General features: G+C 50.8%; 15 protein-coding genes. 7 read left to right on the top strand and 8 right to left on the bottom strand.

Going from position 1 to position 16,405, the window contains the following annotated elements; translation table 11 throughout:
* The first annotated feature begins 138 nt into the window (after positions 1 to 138).
* From rpsB to pyrH, 3 genes are all read left to right on the top strand, one after another.
* Entirely contained in the window at positions 139 to 891 is a 753-nt protein-coding gene (gene rpsB, locus Pan241w_RS16565) for a 30S ribosomal protein S2 (RefSeq protein WP_145217992.1), read from the top strand.
* Between the two features lie 150 nt (positions 892 to 1,041).
* Complete coding sequence (tsf, locus tag Pan241w_RS16560) at positions 1,042 to 1,878, top strand: translation elongation factor Ts (protein WP_145217990.1); 837 nt, start codon at positions 1,042 to 1,044, stop codon at positions 1,876 to 1,878.
* Between the two features lie 115 nt (positions 1,879 to 1,993).
* Positions 1,994 to 2,749 carry a UMP kinase gene (gene pyrH, locus Pan241w_RS16555; RefSeq protein ID WP_145217988.1) on the top strand — a complete coding sequence of 252 codons (756 nt, stop codon included), beginning with the start codon at positions 1,994 to 1,996 and terminating at the stop codon, positions 2,747 to 2,749.
* 69 nt (positions 2,750 to 2,818) lie between these two features.
* On the opposite strand, the gene Pan241w_RS16550 is transcribed toward pyrH, so the two are convergent.
* From Pan241w_RS16550 to ilvD, 7 genes are all read right to left on the bottom strand, one after another.
* Complete coding sequence (locus Pan241w_RS16550; protein ID WP_232107174.1) at positions 2,819 to 3,664, bottom strand: class I SAM-dependent methyltransferase; 846 nt, start codon at positions 3,662 to 3,664, stop codon at positions 2,819 to 2,821.
* A gap of 109 nt (positions 3,665 to 3,773) precedes the next feature.
* Positions 3,774 to 4,238 (bottom strand): hypothetical protein, encoded by a 465-nt coding sequence (locus Pan241w_RS16545; protein WP_145217985.1) that lies wholly within the window; start codon positions 4,236 to 4,238, stop codon positions 3,774 to 3,776.
* A gap of 311 nt (positions 4,239 to 4,549) precedes the next feature.
* A complete protein-coding gene (locus Pan241w_RS16540; RefSeq protein ID WP_145217983.1) occupies positions 4,550 to 5,413 on the bottom strand; it encodes a hypothetical protein in 864 nt (287 codons plus the stop codon).
* Between the two features lie 87 nt (positions 5,414 to 5,500).
* Complete coding sequence (gene ruvX, locus Pan241w_RS16535) at positions 5,501 to 5,989, bottom strand: Holliday junction resolvase RuvX (RefSeq protein WP_145217981.1); 489 nt, start codon at positions 5,987 to 5,989, stop codon at positions 5,501 to 5,503.
* On the bottom strand, positions 5,973 to 7,052 hold the full coding sequence (locus Pan241w_RS16530) for a mannose-1-phosphate guanylyltransferase (protein ID WP_145217979.1): 1,080 nt from the start codon (positions 7,050 to 7,052) through the stop codon (positions 5,973 to 5,975). The genes ruvX and Pan241w_RS16530 overlap by 17 nt, the downstream gene beginning before the upstream one ends.
* Before the next feature lie 5 nt (positions 7,053 to 7,057).
* The gene (locus Pan241w_RS16525; protein ID WP_145217977.1) at positions 7,058 to 8,479 is read right to left on the bottom strand and encodes a UTP--glucose-1-phosphate uridylyltransferase; all 1,422 of its coding nucleotides are present in this window, start codon (positions 8,477 to 8,479) and stop codon (positions 7,058 to 7,060) included.
* 40 nt (positions 8,480 to 8,519) lie between these two features.
* The gene (gene ilvD / locus Pan241w_RS16520; protein WP_145217975.1) at positions 8,520 to 10,211 is read right to left on the bottom strand and encodes a dihydroxy-acid dehydratase; all 1,692 of its coding nucleotides are present in this window, start codon (positions 10,209 to 10,211) and stop codon (positions 8,520 to 8,522) included.
* A gap of 624 nt (positions 10,212 to 10,835) precedes the next feature.
* Here ilvD and Pan241w_RS16515 point away from each other — a divergent pair.
* From Pan241w_RS16515 to murA, 4 genes are all read left to right on the top strand, one after another.
* Entirely contained in the window at positions 10,836 to 11,123 is a 288-nt protein-coding gene (locus Pan241w_RS16515; RefSeq protein WP_145217973.1) for a type B 50S ribosomal protein L31, read from the top strand.
* Between the two features lie 179 nt (positions 11,124 to 11,302).
* Positions 11,303 to 12,385 (top strand): peptide chain release factor 1, encoded by a 1,083-nt coding sequence (gene prfA, locus Pan241w_RS16510; protein ID WP_145217971.1) that lies wholly within the window; start codon positions 11,303 to 11,305, stop codon positions 12,383 to 12,385.
* A gap of 50 nt (positions 12,386 to 12,435) precedes the next feature.
* A complete protein-coding gene (gene prmC, locus Pan241w_RS16505; protein ID WP_232107173.1) occupies positions 12,436 to 13,353 on the top strand; it encodes a peptide chain release factor N(5)-glutamine methyltransferase in 918 nt (305 codons plus the stop codon).
* A gap of 59 nt (positions 13,354 to 13,412) precedes the next feature.
* Complete coding sequence (murA, locus tag Pan241w_RS16500) at positions 13,413 to 14,846, top strand: UDP-N-acetylglucosamine 1-carboxyvinyltransferase (protein WP_145217967.1); 1,434 nt, start codon at positions 13,413 to 13,415, stop codon at positions 14,844 to 14,846.
* 22 nt (positions 14,847 to 14,868) lie between these two features.
* On the opposite strand, the gene Pan241w_RS16495 is transcribed toward murA, so the two are convergent.
* A complete protein-coding gene (locus Pan241w_RS16495) occupies positions 14,869 to 16,386 on the bottom strand; it encodes an outer membrane protein assembly factor BamB family protein (RefSeq protein ID WP_145217965.1) in 1,518 nt (505 codons plus the stop codon).
* Between the last annotated feature and the right edge of the window lie 19 nt (positions 16,387 to 16,405).

Genomic DNA, 16,405 nt, shown 5'->3' with positions numbered 1-16,405 from the left:
TGTTTTTCGCTCAATGTGCGCCCAGCGATTTTGTTGATCGCGTCCGACGCCTTCAGTAGATAAGTCTATTGATTGTAATTATTTAAGAACGTGGCCCATCGAAGGTCATGTGCCCTTGTTAGAAAGAGGAATTTGACAATGTCTGATCTGGTAGTAAAAGATATTTTAGAGGCGGGTGTACACTACGGCCATAAAACAAGTCGGTGGAATCCCAAAATGCGTCCCTACATCTATGGACGTCGTAACCAGATTCATATTATTGACTTAAAAGAAACTGTACGCGGAATTATTCGCGGAAAACGATATTTGGAACGCGTTGCCTCACAGGGAAGTCTGATCCTGTTTGTAGGCACTAAGAAACAGGCACAGGGCCCTATCAAAGAAGCAGCCACAGCCAGTGGCATGCCTTATGTGACCGAACGCTGGTTGGGTGGTGCGTTGACAAACTTCCGCACCGTGCGTAATCGTCTGAAACGTCTGGAAGAACTGGAAGCGTTGGAAGAGACTGGCGAAATCAATTCTTATTCCAAAAAGATGCAGTCAACTCTTCAGCGTGAAAAGCGAAAAGTCTTCCGCAACCTGAACGGAATTCGTACGATGAACCGTTTGCCGGAAGCTCTGGTGGTTGTGGATCCAACCAAAGAAAAGAACGCCGTCCATGAAGCCCATATTCTGGGGATCAAGGTTGTCGGGCTGATCGATACAGACTCTGATCCTGATGAAGTGGATCTCCCGATTCCCGGAAATGATGACAGCATCCGCTCGATTCGTCTGGTCATGAATCAACTGGCAACTGCGATTCTTGCCGGAAAAGGCAAACTGCCGGATACCGGTAAAAAAGATGAAAGCGAAGGCGGAGAAGAAGAACACAAGCCAGTTCCTTCACTGTAAGCCAATCGTCATAACAAAATAGTAACCGTGATGTTTGCTGGCCGGGGATGCTTCTCAGGTCAGCAGAGTCACGTTGAAACATAACAATCAAATCGGATTATCATTTCAAAGCAATTCCTCAAGAAATTGCTTTAAAAGGAGATTAGTGAGATGGCTGAAATTACAGCGGCAGCCGTGAAAGCGTTACGTGAACTGACTGACTTACCCATGATGGCTTGTAAGAAAGCATTACAGCAGGCAGACGGCGATCAGGACAAAGCAATTGAGATTCTGCGTGAAGAAGCTGGAAAAATTCAGTTGAAGCGTAGCGATAACGCCACGACAGAGGGCCGGATTGTTGTACTGTCGAACGACGATGGATCCCAGACAGTCATGCTGGAAGTGGTTTGTGAATCGGCACCAGTCGCGACCGGCGAAGATCTGGTCAATTTTTCGGATTCCTGTGCCGCCCTGCTTCTTGCGCATCCTGAAGTCAACACAGTGGAAGCGCTAATGGCACTTCCTTCCGAGATGTCTCCCGGTAAAACCGTCAACGATGATTTCATGGACATGCTCAACAAGATTCGTGAAAAGATCGTGGTTTCCCGCATTGCCCGTTCAGAAGGGCCTACAGGCGGCTATGTTCATCACGATGGAAAAACAGGCGTCTTGTTTCAAGCGAAAGGCGACACCGCTGACGCAGAATTGCTGCGAGGCGTTGCCATGCATATTGCCGCTCTGAGACCAGCAGTCGTAAATGAATCGGGTCTCGATCCTGCCGTGATTCAGGAAGAACGAGATCGTTTGACTGCCGAAGCGAAAGCGACCGGTAAGCCAGACAACATCATTGATAAAATCGTTGATGGTCGTATGAAAACGTTCTTTGTCGAACAGGGAGTATTGGTCTATCAACCGTTTGCCGTTGATGATTCCAAAACCGTCAGTCAGGCTTTGGCCGAAAAAGGGCTGGAAGCGGTTTCATTTACTCGCTGGACGATTGGCGAATAATTCGTTTAAACCAGAGACGCATGCGTGCTGTTGGCGCGCGTGCGTTTTTTTATATTCACAACATTTCCTTCTGATTGTTCATTAAAACTTTTCTCCGATATTGAGGAATCCACGGATGACTGATTCTCCCGCCCCCTTGCTTAAGCCTGCTTATCAGCGTGTTCTGCTCAAGTTGAGTGGAGAAGTCTTCTGCCGTGACGGGGAAGGCGGCATCAGTATGTCTGAGCTGGAATCGATTTCCGCCCAGATCAAGCGGCTCGTCGATTCGGGAGTTCAGCTGGCCATTGTTTGTGGTGGTGGAAACATTCTGCGAGGGAAGCAGTTTTCTTCCTCCAGCGGCTCAATCAATCCGGCGACCGCCCATTATATGGGGATGCTGGCGACGGTGATTAACGGTCTGGCTCTGCAGGACGCATTGGAAATGGCGGGAGTCGCCACGCGTTTACAGACAGCCATTCGCATGGAAGGTGTTGCTGAACCATTCATTCGCAGGCGTTGTATCCGCCATTTGGAAAAGGGACGTGTTGTGATTCTGGCGGCAGGAACCGGTAGTCCTTTTGTGACAACGGACACCGCGGCGGCATTGCGTTCCCGCGAGATTGACGCCGATATTCTGCTGAAAGCAACAAAGGTAGACGGCATCTATTCTGATGATCCTGAGAAGAACCCGCATGCAGTCCGATTTTCCGAGATCAGCTACCAGGATGTCCTGCACAAGAATTTGCAGGTGATGGATGCGCAGGCGTTGCATCATTGTATGGAGCATGGAATTCCGATTCTGGTATTTAACTTTCGCAAAGTGGGCAATATTGAAAAAGCGGTTGCCGGCGAAAATATCGGAACGCGTGTGCTTCCAACGGTTGAGACTTAATCCGGCTCATTGCGGTCAGATCGAAGTTTACTGAACAATTTCTGTTGCAGCCTGGAGCTCGCTTGCTGTCTACTTCTTCCGTAAGATGAAGACGACGTCTTCGGTCCGGGCATCGATTTCAATTGTGAAGTCCATCTCGTACATGAAATCGTAGAGTTCAACCAGTTCGAGTTCGGGGACCGTTGCCAGTAGTGTTTCAAACTGGGGCGCGGTATAAGTCCGGTAGTCCATCGTGTCAAACAACTGGAATTGACGGGTGGGTGTGTAGACATCAAACGTCATTTCGAGATGTTCATTTCGCTTCTTGAGATCGGTCCAGATCGATTGCATATGCGAGTTAATAGCCAGGTTACCTCTGCGTGCGGACCAGCTTTCGCTCTGCATCGGCTCGCCTTCCGTTGGCGTCAGATGCAGGCCTAGAATGTAGAGTCCACCAGGCGCGAGGGCATCAGCCACGCACTTCAGGTGATTCTCGGCTGCGGTTTCTGTTGGCAGATGTCGAAAGCTGTTAATGGTATTGAAAGCCGCATCAACGGGCTTTTTGAGCTTAAAGTCAGACATATCACCGATCACAGCAGATCGCGGAAAGCCGGCTCGCTCCAGACGATCATTGCAGTAATTGATGGCATGCTCATTCAGATCGTTGCCGGCTACTTTATAGCCTGCCTGCGCCAGTTTGATCAGCAATCGTCCGGTGCCGCAGGCGGGTTCAAAAACGCGTTTTACTTTTCTGGTAGCGTGTTTTTCAAAACAGTTCTGTAGGAAATCAAATTCCGCCTTCCAGTCATCACCAAAAATTAAGTCATAGTATTTGGGATAGTCGTAGAGGTGCCCTTTGATCGTTTCCATGATGCTCTCTAACTGTTTCGTGTCGTGTCTGGGGAAATAGAGATCGGTTCGAGTTAACGGAGGCAACAGGATTTCTGTTCAAGAGATCACTCGTAAAAAAAGCCTCATGGAGACGTTATAGTCTCCACAAGGCTGATGTTCAACCGGCGCATGTTTCCGTGAAATCACATGCTGGTTAATTTTGAGGATAGGAAGCAAGGACGCTTGGTTTTTCAATGGTTTCACCGGGGGTATGTACAAAGTCTACGGAAGGGTCATTACCCAATCCGAGGTAAACCGTGATGGAATATGTTTTGAAGAAACCTTTCCAGGTATACTTTTTCATTTCTTTGCACATGTGGGTGTACTTGTCAGCAGGACCAGATTGAACGGTGGGAGCGCCTACAAGGTAGTTTTCAATTTCAGAGAGACGCAGGTCTTTGTTCAATTCGGACATATCTTCTTGAGCAGTCTGCAGGGCGATTCCAGACTCGCTGGCATAGGTCTGGGCGTAGAAATCAATCATTGCCAGACAGAAGATGATTGTCCCCAGAGTCCAGACAGAGAATTTAATAATTGTCTGGTAATTGTTCTCTGTCGAGACCGTTGTGGAAGGATAGACGGAACGCGCTTCGGGAGCGTCGATGGTAATGCTAGACATTGATGAGCCTTTCTAAGTGTCCTACTTAAGGTGGGTGTAGGTAAGGGGTGGGAAATTAAGGCATTTGATTGTTGATTCAGGTGGGATAATCAAAGCTGGTGGGATGTTACCTCCTGTATGTGAAATCGACAAAGTGAACCAGTTAATATTTGAAGAATACAGTGACTTTTCTACTTGGAGGGTAATTGGTAGGTTTGTTGCTTGTTCAGCAGGCGAGATTTGATTCTATATTATGGGAATCGGCTGGTGTCTGGCAAGTCATATTTAAGAAATTACATGTGAATATGTACGTGCGAATAGTCGAAGGGGGCTTATTTCAGATCATCATCGTCAAATTTGAGATCTTTCACGTCAAACTTGCTGAGGTCGATATTCCCCTTTAATTCTGCGTCAATCAATTGAAGCCGTGCTTCGATCCGATGTAAGCGTGCTTCTAAGGCAGGGTGAAATAGAGACTTATCGCTTTGTGGCAGGATGCGGGGGACTTTCGGATAGCCTAATTGTCTTTGTAAGGCCGCAAACATATAGAGGGGATCACGGTTATGGTTCGCCTTGGCGATGCGGCCATCCTGTTTGCTGAACAAGATCGGATATTGAGGCGTAAAATTCTCATTTCCGGGGAGCCTGCGTTGTTCGTCCACAAAATGTTCTGACCGTAAATAGAGCAGATCGGCAAAGTCGACGTTCCCCAACTGGATCTTGAGTTTGCGAATCCAGCTGGACCAGTCTTTATCGTATTGTGTGTCGTTTGCGATCGCGCCCAGACCGGCGTGGTAGCCCAGTCTGTTGCGGGCGATACATTCAAACTGGTAGATAAACAGCCCGGCACAACTGGGAGTTTCCGCGCGGTATTCTGCTTCGCGTTCCAGGATTTTCAAGCCGGTTTTCTGATCGAATTTGGATTTATCGTCTTCGGCGTTTTTGAGAATGAATGCCTGGAACGGGGTGAAATAGTGGGAGAGTTTTTCCATTCCGTCGGAAATCCGTCCCGTGAGCATTAATTCGCCTTTCAAAAAGTCGATCGCCATCGGCAGCTTGGTGGTTGCCAGAATTTCCTCGTAGATCGTGGCCAGGACTTCCTGCGAAGGGATAGAGCCTTCCAGCCGCTCACGATAGTTGCGGAAGAAATAGGCCTGCTCGATATATTCTTCACGATCCAGGGGCTGTTGTTTCATCGATGCTCGTTCGAATTGATGGGTGACTGTGATTCAGCGAGAGTGACACTCTGTTAGACATTATACGGGAAACATCGCGTCAACGGTTCAAAAAGATCCGGGAATTTGGTTTCGATCAGCGCTGTCCAGAAAGGATTGCAGGATCACCTGAGCCGCCAGTTTATCGAGATAGGCCTTTCGCTTTTGACGGCTCATATTCAGATCTGCGAGAAATTCCTCGGCGGTGGCCGACGAGTAACGTTCGTCCCAGTACCGGACCGGGATGTTGGCAAATTGACTGATCCAGTCTCCGAACTGGCGGGCTTCTTTGGCTTTCTGTCCTTCATCGCCGCTCATATGCACGGGGAGACCAACGACGAGCCCTTGGCACTGATATTCTTTGATGATCTTTAACAGGAAATTTTGATCCTGTTGTTCGCTTTGTCTGGTGTAATTCTCGAGTGGGCTGGCGATATTCTGCTCAAACGTGGAGACCGCAATGCCGATCCGTTTGGTGCCATAATCGAGCCCCAGCAGGCGGCCTTCGGTTGGGAATTCCGCTTCGCATGGCTGGTTTGCCTTAGAGGAATCGTTCATAGTCACGCTCCTCAAGCAGGTTGACCAGTTTTTTGATGGCGGATTCATCATCTTTTCGGGCCATCAGTGTGGCGTCGGGAGTGTGCACAATCAAACAGTTTTCGATTCCAAACGTCGCAATCAGATGATCGTCGGCGGAGATAATGATATTGTTCGATGTCTCCAGACCACAATGCAGGCCGACGACGGTATTGCCGTTCGCATCAGCCGGGAAATATTTCTGTAGTGTATTCCAGTTGCCGACATCATCCCATTCAAACTCCGCGGGGATGACGGCCAGATTCTCTTTTGCATGTTCCAGAACGGCGTAGTCAATCGACTCCGATTTCATGGTCGGGAAAACCTGATTCAGTACGTCTGAGTATTGCTGTGTTCCAATCGCATCGGAAATCTGTAGCAACTGTTTGTGCATTTCCGGTTCAAACCGGGCGAGTGCATCGAGAATCGTGCGGGCTTTCCAGACAAAGATGCCACAATTCCAGAGATAGTTCCCGCTGTCGCAATAATGTTGTGCTGTTTGCAAATCGGGCTTTTCTTTGAACTGTTCCACTTGAAAGCCGCGGACGTTGGCTGTTGCTAAGGCGGGACCGCACTCGATGTATCCATAACCGGTGGCGGGGAACGTTGGGGACACGCCAATCAATACCAGCGTGTCCGGCTTGGCTTCAATCAGCGTGGTTGCCTGCTCGACGGTGTTGAGAAAACCGGAATCGGGTTGAATAATGTGGTCCGAAGAGACGACCAGCATGGTCGCATCGGGATCTGATTTCAAAAGATGAACGGCAGCCAGACCGATGCAGGGAGCCGTATTTCTGGGGGCCGGCTCGATGAGAATCTGCTCTTTCGGGACGTCGGGTAACTGGAGGTGGGTTTCCTGAGCCAGCGTCTGGTTGGTGGCAATCCAGATCTGTTGATGTTGCGTCAGCTGCGCGCAGCGGGCGACCGTGTCCTGAATCATAGTGTGCTCACCCACCAGTTTCAGCAGTTGTTTCGGCATCGCTTTTCGGCTTTGGGGCCAGAACCGAGTGCCGCTGCCACCCGCCATCACAACCGTGTGAAGCATCCTGATTATTCTCCCAGATAAAGGGGAAATGTGAATTGTGTATTGGGAGTGATTTTCGTTTTCAGTTCCGCTTCATCCAACGCGTAAAGAGGGCTGATTTCCACGTCTGCGCCTTCGGGAACCGAGACGCCATAGCCAGCGAGCCACTCGGAAGAAATCCGGCAAAGGGCAGCATGCACGGTTTTAGGTGAGTCGGCCCCGTCTGCATTTTTCAGCGGATTGAATTCACGCTGGCGATCAATTTCATAAACCAGAACTGTATCGGCGACTGGCAGGACGTCAAAAATGAACCGTTCAAATTTAATCGCATTGGGTTTGGTCGGAGAAATTTGATTGCCCGAATCATCCACAAACGGAACTTTTTTATTGGCCTGGTGGAATGGCAGCAGGTCGTCATTATCGGCGATTTGCTCCAGGAACGTCCGATTGAAAACGTGAATGGCAGTGCTTCCGGCCCAGTGCAATAAGTTTCCTTCCGCGTCGGTTTGCTCTGCGATCTGCGCCGGGAGGTCGCTATATTCGATGATCTGCGTTTTCTGATCGACATCACACACGATGCCCATTTTTTCTTCAGGCGAACGTTTGGAAACGACTTTGACGGAGACCTCGGCATTGCGTTGCAAATGATAACCGAGAAACTCCGGGTCGCAGACAATGGCGGTGGGGTTATCGACCTGATGGTAATAGAGTGTGTCGATCCCTTTTTCCTGCATGATCTTAAACATTCCGGATTTCTTCAGCGCCGCCAACATCCCGCCATGCCCGTCCGGGCTTACGGCGATGCGGTGCTTTTCTTCGAGCAGGATCTCTCCCGATTTCGCATCGACGGCCGGCATGGTTCCCTGTTTGAAGAAATACAGGTTCTCTTCCGCCAGGCCGAAGTTTTGATGTTGCTGGAAGTACTCCACCGTTTCATCATGCGTGGCGTCGCTGGTCATGATGAAGTAGCTGATCGGTTTGCCAGCTTTGTTGGCACGGGCCAATAACTGCTCAACCAACATCTGGAATAAAGACGTCTGTTTCACAGGACCAACGGGATACATGCCTTTGGGATGACTGAATCCCAGCCGCGAGCCCTGGCCGCCGGCGACGAGAATCGCACCGACTTTCCCTTCCGAGAGTAGCTGGTTTCCTGCCTGAATTGCTGACTCGGATTCTGCGTGGGAAGCAGCCCGATCCTGCAGACGAATCACCGTCGCAGGACGTGTGGCACGCTCTGCTTTTTCAGCGGGAGATTCTTCTGCTTTAGAGGACCCTTCAGCTGAATAGAGGCGTTGAATCTGCTCAAAATTGATTTGCTGGATTTGCCCTGTTATCTCTGCCCGCTGTTGATCATTCAGGTCATCCCACCAGTGCAACAGTTGTGTTTGCTGGTGTTGTTTCAAGTTTTGGAAAAGATCCTCTGGAAAGGAAGTTGGTATTGTCATTCTTATTCGTATTCCTGGTAGTTCAGTTGAACGCTCCCGTTCAGTCGCATGAAGGGAGCAGTGCTTTACTTACGCAGCCGTGATGTGCTTGTGATACTGTGGCTGAAAAATCGGCCAGATATCCTCGTGTATGTTGAACAGGATTGGGAGTCCAGTTGGCACGGCGTTGTTCCAGTTCCTGGTCGCTGATATCGAGTTGGATGGTTCCCTTGAGCAGATCGAACGAAATCGGATCTCCATCTTGAACCAGACCAATCGGGCCGCCGACGACCGCTTCGGGAGAACAATGTACGCCAATCGCACCGTGTGAGACCCCCGAAACACGTGTGTCAGAAATGAAGGCGACTTTTCCGTCCAGTTCGGGGACGGCGAGTGCGGCCGTTGCCACGAGGACTTCCGGCATGCCTGAAGCGACCGGACCCAGATTTCGTAATACAATGATATTGCCTGCTTTGATCTTTCCGGCTTCGACCGCATCGGCGACTGCTTTGGCATCATCAAAACAGCAGGCGGTGCCGGTAAAATGTGATTCCTGCATGCTGGAGACTTTGAAGACGATTCCGCCGGGGGCGAGGTTTCCAAAGCAGATCTGCATATCAGCGTACTCTTTATAAGGCTGGTCCAGCGGCGCGATCAGATCCTGATCGGCGGGGACGTCTTTCGCTTCTGCCAGATTTTCCGCCATTGTTTTTCCGGTCACGGTTAAGCAACTTCCGTCAATGATGCCTGCTTTGAGCAGATACTTGAGCAGCATCGGAGTTCCCCCCAGATGATGCAGGTCGACCATTGTTTTTTTACCGCGTGGGGCAAAACTGCAGAGGACGGGGGTTTTTCTGAGGATTTCCTGGATGTCCTGCAACTGGAAATCGACTCCGGCTTCTCTGGCGAGTGCGAGCAGGTGCAGAACGCCGTTCGTGGAACCGCCGGCGGCGGCAATGGTGGCGGCGGCGTTTTCAAATGCTTTTCTGGTGAGAATATCGCGCGGGCGAATATTCTGTTCGAGCAGATTTTTCACAGCGGAAGCGACATTCAGACACTCTGTTTTTTTGGCGCTGTCGATGGCGGGGGTGGAACTGCTGTAAGGGAGCATCAGGCCGATCGCTTCGAGTGCGATGCCCCAGGTATTGAAGGATGCGGCGATACCACATCCACCGGGGCCGGGGCAAGCGGTCTTGAGAATCTCTTCGGCTTCTGTTTCTTCCATGGCACCGACGGCGGCGGCGGCTTGCGAATCGTAGACGTCCAGAATGGAGATGGACTGACCTTTGTGACAACCGGGCATGATGCTTCCGCCACTGACGACTAAACCGGGATAATTCAACCGGGCCAGCGCCATCGCAAAGCCGGGACCGTTTTTGTCACAATTGTGTAGCCCAATCAGGGCATCGTAGGAGTGTGCACTGACGACACATTCTGCTGCATTGGCGATCATATTTCGTGAGGGGAGGCTGGCATTTCCCCCTTCCTGACCCTGCGTGATATTATCGCTGACTGCGGGAACACCAAAGGGGAGCCCGATCATCTCGGTCGATTTACATCCCTCGGCGATTTCTTTTGCCAGTTCATAAGCATGGACATTACACAGGTTGCCGTCGAGCAAAGGGACGCCGATCCCGATCTGGGCTTTGTTAAAATCCTCGTCAGAGAAGCCGAGACCGTAATAAAAGGCGGTCACTCCCCGCTGCCAACCGTGGGTCAAGTTTTGACTGTTCCAATTCAGTGCCTGTGCCATCAATGGGATTCCTGGTATGTAAAAAATAAGATTTGATTTGCTGACTCTGTTTCGCATTCACTCTAAACGGTCGACAGCAGGAGTCCAAGTTACTTAACATTTGATTTTTAAAACAGATACAGAGTCTTCAGGAAATTGGAATCGCTGCACCTCTCTTTTTCCCTGGCTTCCTCAAACGACCGTGTACCTCCTGCTTATTTTCGAGATTGGCTTGCGCAAAATCAGGTACTGACAGAGAAAAAATGAAAAATTGCTCGATTTGTTCCGGATTCCGTTATGGGGAATGGCTGTATGTCTCTATAGTTAAATAGTTTACGCTAATTTAGTGGGGAGGCCCTTTGCGCTTGCTCATTGGTGCATCGGAACGTAAACTGTGAAGTTTCATAAAACAGAGATGACGATAAGCTGTTTTGCCTCCTGATTTTAGGAACTGATTCCCCAGACGGTTTAACTTGTCTGAGCGGACTCATGAGCAAAACGACGCCATGCTACTGAGAGTAGCGATAAAACGAAACGGGGTTTCATCTGTTAAGATGGACTTTCAGAATCCCCCACCATAGAGGATTGGCAGCAGGCAGTCCGTAAGATCGACAAGGTTATTAGGTAACAAAGAAGCTGAGTAAAATGAAAAAAGACATTCATCCAGATTATCATCCTGTCGTATTTAAGGATACTTCGACAGGTGATTCGTTTCTCATCCAGTCAACGGCGACTTCCAAAGCAACAATCGAGTGGGAAGATGGCAACACCTACCCGCTGGTTTCTGTGGAAATCAGTTCCAAGTCGCATCCTTACTACACCGGTAAGATGAAGTTTGTTGACAGTGCCGGTCGGGTTGAAAAGTTCCAGAAAAAATACAACTGGGACAAGCGCAATGCCGAAGCAGAGGATGCCAAGAAAGAAGACGCTTAGCGAATTTACGAATGGTCTATTAATGAGGCTCTACGGAAGTTGGTTCCGTATGAGCCTCGTTTAGTGCATGGTCGTGTGTTTTACTTTTTTACGTCTGGTTCCTTTGGTTTTTCGGGTCGAGTTCAGTTCTCGAGGAAATACGCAGGTGATCAGACAGGCTTCTTCGTGGATTCGGGTAAATGAAGTTTCCCACCCTGCAGGCAAAACTGGAACGATTTGAAGAGTTGGAAAAACAGCTTCAGGATCCAGAAGTTCTGACAAACAATGCCAAGCTCGTTGAAGTGCAGCGGGAGTATGGCGGTCTTTCCAAAGTGGCTCAGGAAGTTCGCTTATTCAATACGCGTGCCGAAGATATTGAAGTCGCGCGTGAGATGCTGGAAGAAGAGACCGATTCTGATGCCAAGGCTTACGCGCAGAAGGAACTCGATGAGCTGTGTGAAGAGCACGAGAAACACACGAAAGAGCTTGAAGATCTGGTCGTTGCAGGCGATTCGATCACGCGGGGTGGCCTGATCATGGAAATTCGCGCGGGAGCGGGTGGGGATGAAGCCGCCTTGTTCGCCCGTGAATTGTTCGATATGTATCAGCATTACGTTGAAGCGCAAAAAGGCTGGAAAACCGAAGTGTTGAACTTGAGCGCGACAGAGCTGGGGGGCATCAAAGAAGTCACGTTTTCCATCTCCGGTGAAGGGGCATTCCACCGTTTGCAGTTTGAAAGTGGCGGGCATCGCGTGCAACGTGTTCCCGAAACTGAAACACAGGGCCGCGTGCATACCAGTGCCGCAACCGTCGCCGTGCTGCCCGAAGCGAGCGAAATTGAAGTTGATATCAAACCGGACGACATTCGCCTCGATACATTTCATGCCAGTGGTCCCGGCGGGCAGAAAGTGAATAAGACGGAAAGCGCCGTGCGAATCACTCACTTACCGACGGGGACGGTGGTGCAATGTCAGGATGAAAAAAGTCAGCACAAGAATAAAGCCAAAGCGATGCGCGTGCTGCGTAGTCGTGTCTTGGAACAAATGCAGCAGCAGGCAGCAGACGAGCGGGCCGATCAGCGCCGGACTCTGATTGGTTCTGGAGACCGCAGCCAGCGAATTCGAACCTATAACTTTCCACAAGGTCGTGTGACTGACCACCGCATTAACCTTTCACTTTATAAAATTGATCAGATTATGCAGGGAGGCCTGGATGAACTGGTTGAAGCCTTGTTACAGTTTGATCGTGAAGAACGACTGCTCGGCGATGGCGCTAAAAATTAAACGCGACGTTTGCCGTATCACAGTCAACTGTTATTTCGATGGATCGCGTTGTGAAAGATAATCCACCCTCATCGGAGCACACTTCAAATACTGCAGCAGAGCCGTGGACCGTGCGTCGTATCCTGGACTGGACGACGGCACATCTGACAAAACATGGAAGTGATTCTCCTCGCCTGGATGCCGAAGTGTTGTTGGCGTTCGCGCGGAAATGTGAGCGGATTCGTCTTTATACCAACTACGAAGATGAAGTTTCTGAGCAGGAACGCGGCTTGATGCGGGAGCTGGTTCAACGACGTGCCAAATCGGAACCGGTGGCGTATCTCGTGGGGAATCGTGAGTTCTTCGGGCTGGACTTTTATGTCGATTCCCATGTCCTGGTTCCACGTCCGGATACGGAAACGCTGGTGATGGAACTGGTGGATGCAGCGCAACAGCTTCCGGCACCTTCGATTCTCGATCTCTGTACGGGCAGCGGTTGCATTGCCATCGCGGCGGCTGCCAATTGTGCGAAAGCTTCCTTTCTGGCGACTGATATCAGCGAACGTGCTTTGGAGATCGCACAGAAAAATGCCGAAAGCAATGCTCTATCGGACAGGATTCAGTTCCTGTTGAGTGACTGTTTTGCCAACATCGCGCAAGGAACGGTGTTTGATATTATCGTCAGCAATCCGCCTTATATTCCCGACGCCGAAATCGAAACTTTAGACGCGGATGTCAAACAGCACGAACCACGGCTGGCATTGGCGGGTGGGGTGGATGGATTGGACTTTTACCGTAAAATTATTGATGAAGCCCCACAATATTTAAAAGACGGCGGGTTTTTAATGCTGGAATTCTCTCCGGAGCAGGAAACGTCATTAAAAGCACTGTTCGAAGCTTCAGGGAAATACGAGAATGTGCGTGTCAAAGCAGATCTGGCAGGCCGAGCCCGGGTGATCATCAGCGAAAAATTGCCTATCTTAAAATAAATGAATTTCCTATACTTCTCGCTTAGCAGTTCTGGTTAAAAACTTCAGGAGATCCAGGGATGGATATGTTTCTCGTTCGCGGAGGCGAGCGGCTTTCAGGTTGCGTTTCAGTCAGTGGTGCCAAGAACTCGGCATTGCCACTGATGGCGGCTGCATTGGCCTGTGAAGGGGAGACCGTTCTGCATTCCATTCCCAATCTGGTGGATGTGACCACCCAGTCTCAAGTCCTCGGCTCGCTGGGTATGCAGGTGGACCGAGATGAATCGGGCGCGCTGCGCTTGAAGACCGTTGATGAGACCTCCTGCATTGCCGACTATGATCTGGTGCGGCGGATGCGGGCCAGTGTGTGCGTGTTGGGTCCCTTATTGGCGAAACGCCGGATGGCCTGCGTTTCGTTACCCGGCGGTTGTAATATTGGTGATCGCCCGATTGACCTGCACCTGAAAGGTTTGTCTGCGTTAGGTGCACAAATTCGTGTGGACCGCGGTTATGTCATCGCGCGGGCCGATCGCTTGCGTGGTGCGAATATCTTTCTGGGCGGTGCCTTCGGAAGTACCGTGACCGGGACGTGCAATGTAATGATTGCGGCGGCGCTGGCAAAAGGAACAACCACGATCGAGTCAGCCGCCTGTGAACCGGAAGTCGTAGACGTTGGTAATTTCCTGAACGCCGCCGGAGCGCAGATTGAGGGACTGGGAACTCCGTTCCTGACGATCGAAGGCGTGGAGCAACTCAACGGCATTGAGCATGAAGTGATTCCCGATCGGATCGAGGCGGCGACGTTGATGATTGCTGCTGCGATTACGGGCGGTGATGTACGATTAAACCGGGTACGTCCCGATCACATTACCGCGGTGATTGAGAAACTGCGGGAAATTGGTGTGACGATTCAGCTGGAGTTTCCCGATCAGCCGGCGAAAAAACAATCGGTTTTTATTCGTGTCACGCAGCCTCTCAAGTCGGTCGACTGCATCGCGCTACCGTATCCCGGCATTCCCACTGATGTGCAGGCACAGTTGATGTCGCTGTTGGCGTGCGTTCCCGGAATCAGCATTGTGACAGACAAAGTCTTTCCGGATCGATTTATGCATGCGTCGGAATTAGCGCGAATGGGAGCCAACATCCGCCGTGAATCGGCCAGCGCGATTCTGAATGGCGACTCCCGCTTGAGTGGCGCCTGTGTGATGGCGTCCGATTTAAGAGCGAGTGCCGCTTTAGTTTTGGCTGGACTGGCGGCGGAAGGAGAAACCGTGATCCGACGGATTTATCATCTGGATCGCGGGTATGAGAAGTTGGAAGAAAAACTGATCACTCTCGGCGCGAATGTCCAGCGCGTCAAAGACGAGCCGAAGAATATGCCGGACAGTCTGAAACTGACCGATGGCGAAAGCCGCCCCAGCTATTCAGAACTGCTGGATGCGTTAACCGGGCCGCACTGGAATCAGACACCGAGTGACAAACTCGCGCAGCCGCCTCAAGGGGCCGACTCTTAAGAGATTCTCAAGCTTTCGATTATTATTTCGTCGGTTTCTTCTCGAAATCCAGACAGAGTAAATGCGTTTCGCTACGCAGATACAGTTTTTTGTGGGCGAGAACCGGCGCGGCCCAGGATGGGTATTTGATTTGCGGAAACGACGTCCGACAGACTTCGCTGAATTTTTCCGGATCGACTTTTACTATTGCCAGTGTGCCGCGCTCGCCGAGCACTATGAACTTGTTGTCCGCCAATATCGCAGAGCCGCGTCCATAGAAAGGCCAGGGGGCTGTCTTACCGGAATCGATCCACTGGAACTGTCCTGTTAAGGCATTGCGTTTGACTTTTCCAATGACGGGTTCGGTGCCGTCTGTTTCCCACATGACTTTGCCATCAGACAGACGGACACTGCGCATCGTCGCACCGCGTTCATGACGACCGCTGAATCCGTAAAGGTATCCGTCGTGATGAATGGTGGTTGACCAGTGCGTCATCATATTGGTGGGGTTACGCCAGACTTCTTGATAGCTTTTGCCGTCCGGATTGACCTGTAGCAAAGCTGAGCCCACCTGATAGGCGGCGGAGAGGAAAATTTTATCGTCGACCACAACCGGGCGAGCCGCGTTGACGGAGTCATTGATCATTGAACGGAACCAGTATTTGAAATTGACCGAGCCGTCCTGGGGATCAAGGGAAACCAGTCCCTGGCGCATCAGGCAGAGCAGGTGGCGTTTGCCATGAATGTTGACGGCGAAGGGAGATGAATAGCTGGAAATTTTATTATTGCTGCGCCATTTATACTTGGGAAGTCGTTCCCAGCCGGTGGCAGCTCCGTCCCAGACATCCTTGCCCACATTTTCCCAGAGTTTTTTCCCGGTGAGGGCATCGAAGGCAACCATACCGGAATTGGGTTTGCCGCCGACCATCACGATCAGTTTGTTGCCTTCGAGGATCGGAGTCGAGCCCACGCCGAAAAATCCGGGGGGAACGTCGAACTCTTTCAGGCAGTCAATATGCCAGACGAGTGAACCATCTTTCAGATTCAGGCAATACAGTTTGCCTTGTGCGCCGAATGTGTAGCAGTGCTTGTCAGTCAATAGAGGGGAGCACCGCGGGCCGTTATTGTATCCATAGGGATCACGGAAATCGGACGCGTATTCGTACTTCCAGATTTCCTTGCCCGTGCTGGCGTCCACGCATTCGATGACTTCTTTCCCTTCGCGTTCGCCATCAGGGCGGTGATGAATCACCAGTTTGTCGCCCAGGACGGAAGGCGCACTGTAGCCGGTTCCGATTTTTTTCTCCCAGAGCAAGGGAGGTCCCTGCTCGGGAAACTGGTCGAGCAGATTGGTTTCGGGAGAAATTCCTGTCTGGAGGGGGCCAAGAAAGTAAGGCCAGTCACCCTGCTTGACAGACGGCGATTGTGCCCTGAGCTGTGAATCGCTCTGTCCTGTCTGTGGGACCGGTAGTGACGGCGTCAGAAGCAGCGTCATTCCCAGGAACAGAGACAGGGACCATTTTTGAAAGCGGCAACCAATGAACTTGTCGAAATTATGCATGAGAAGAACCATTCCTCGG

The organism is Gimesia alba (assembly GCF_007744675.1).
GTDB classification, from domain to species: Bacteria; Planctomycetota; Planctomycetia; order Planctomycetales; family Planctomycetaceae; genus Gimesia; species Gimesia alba.
The sequence above is the reverse complement of the archived record's forward strand: the minus strand, read 5'-3'. Positions and strand labels throughout refer to the sequence as shown.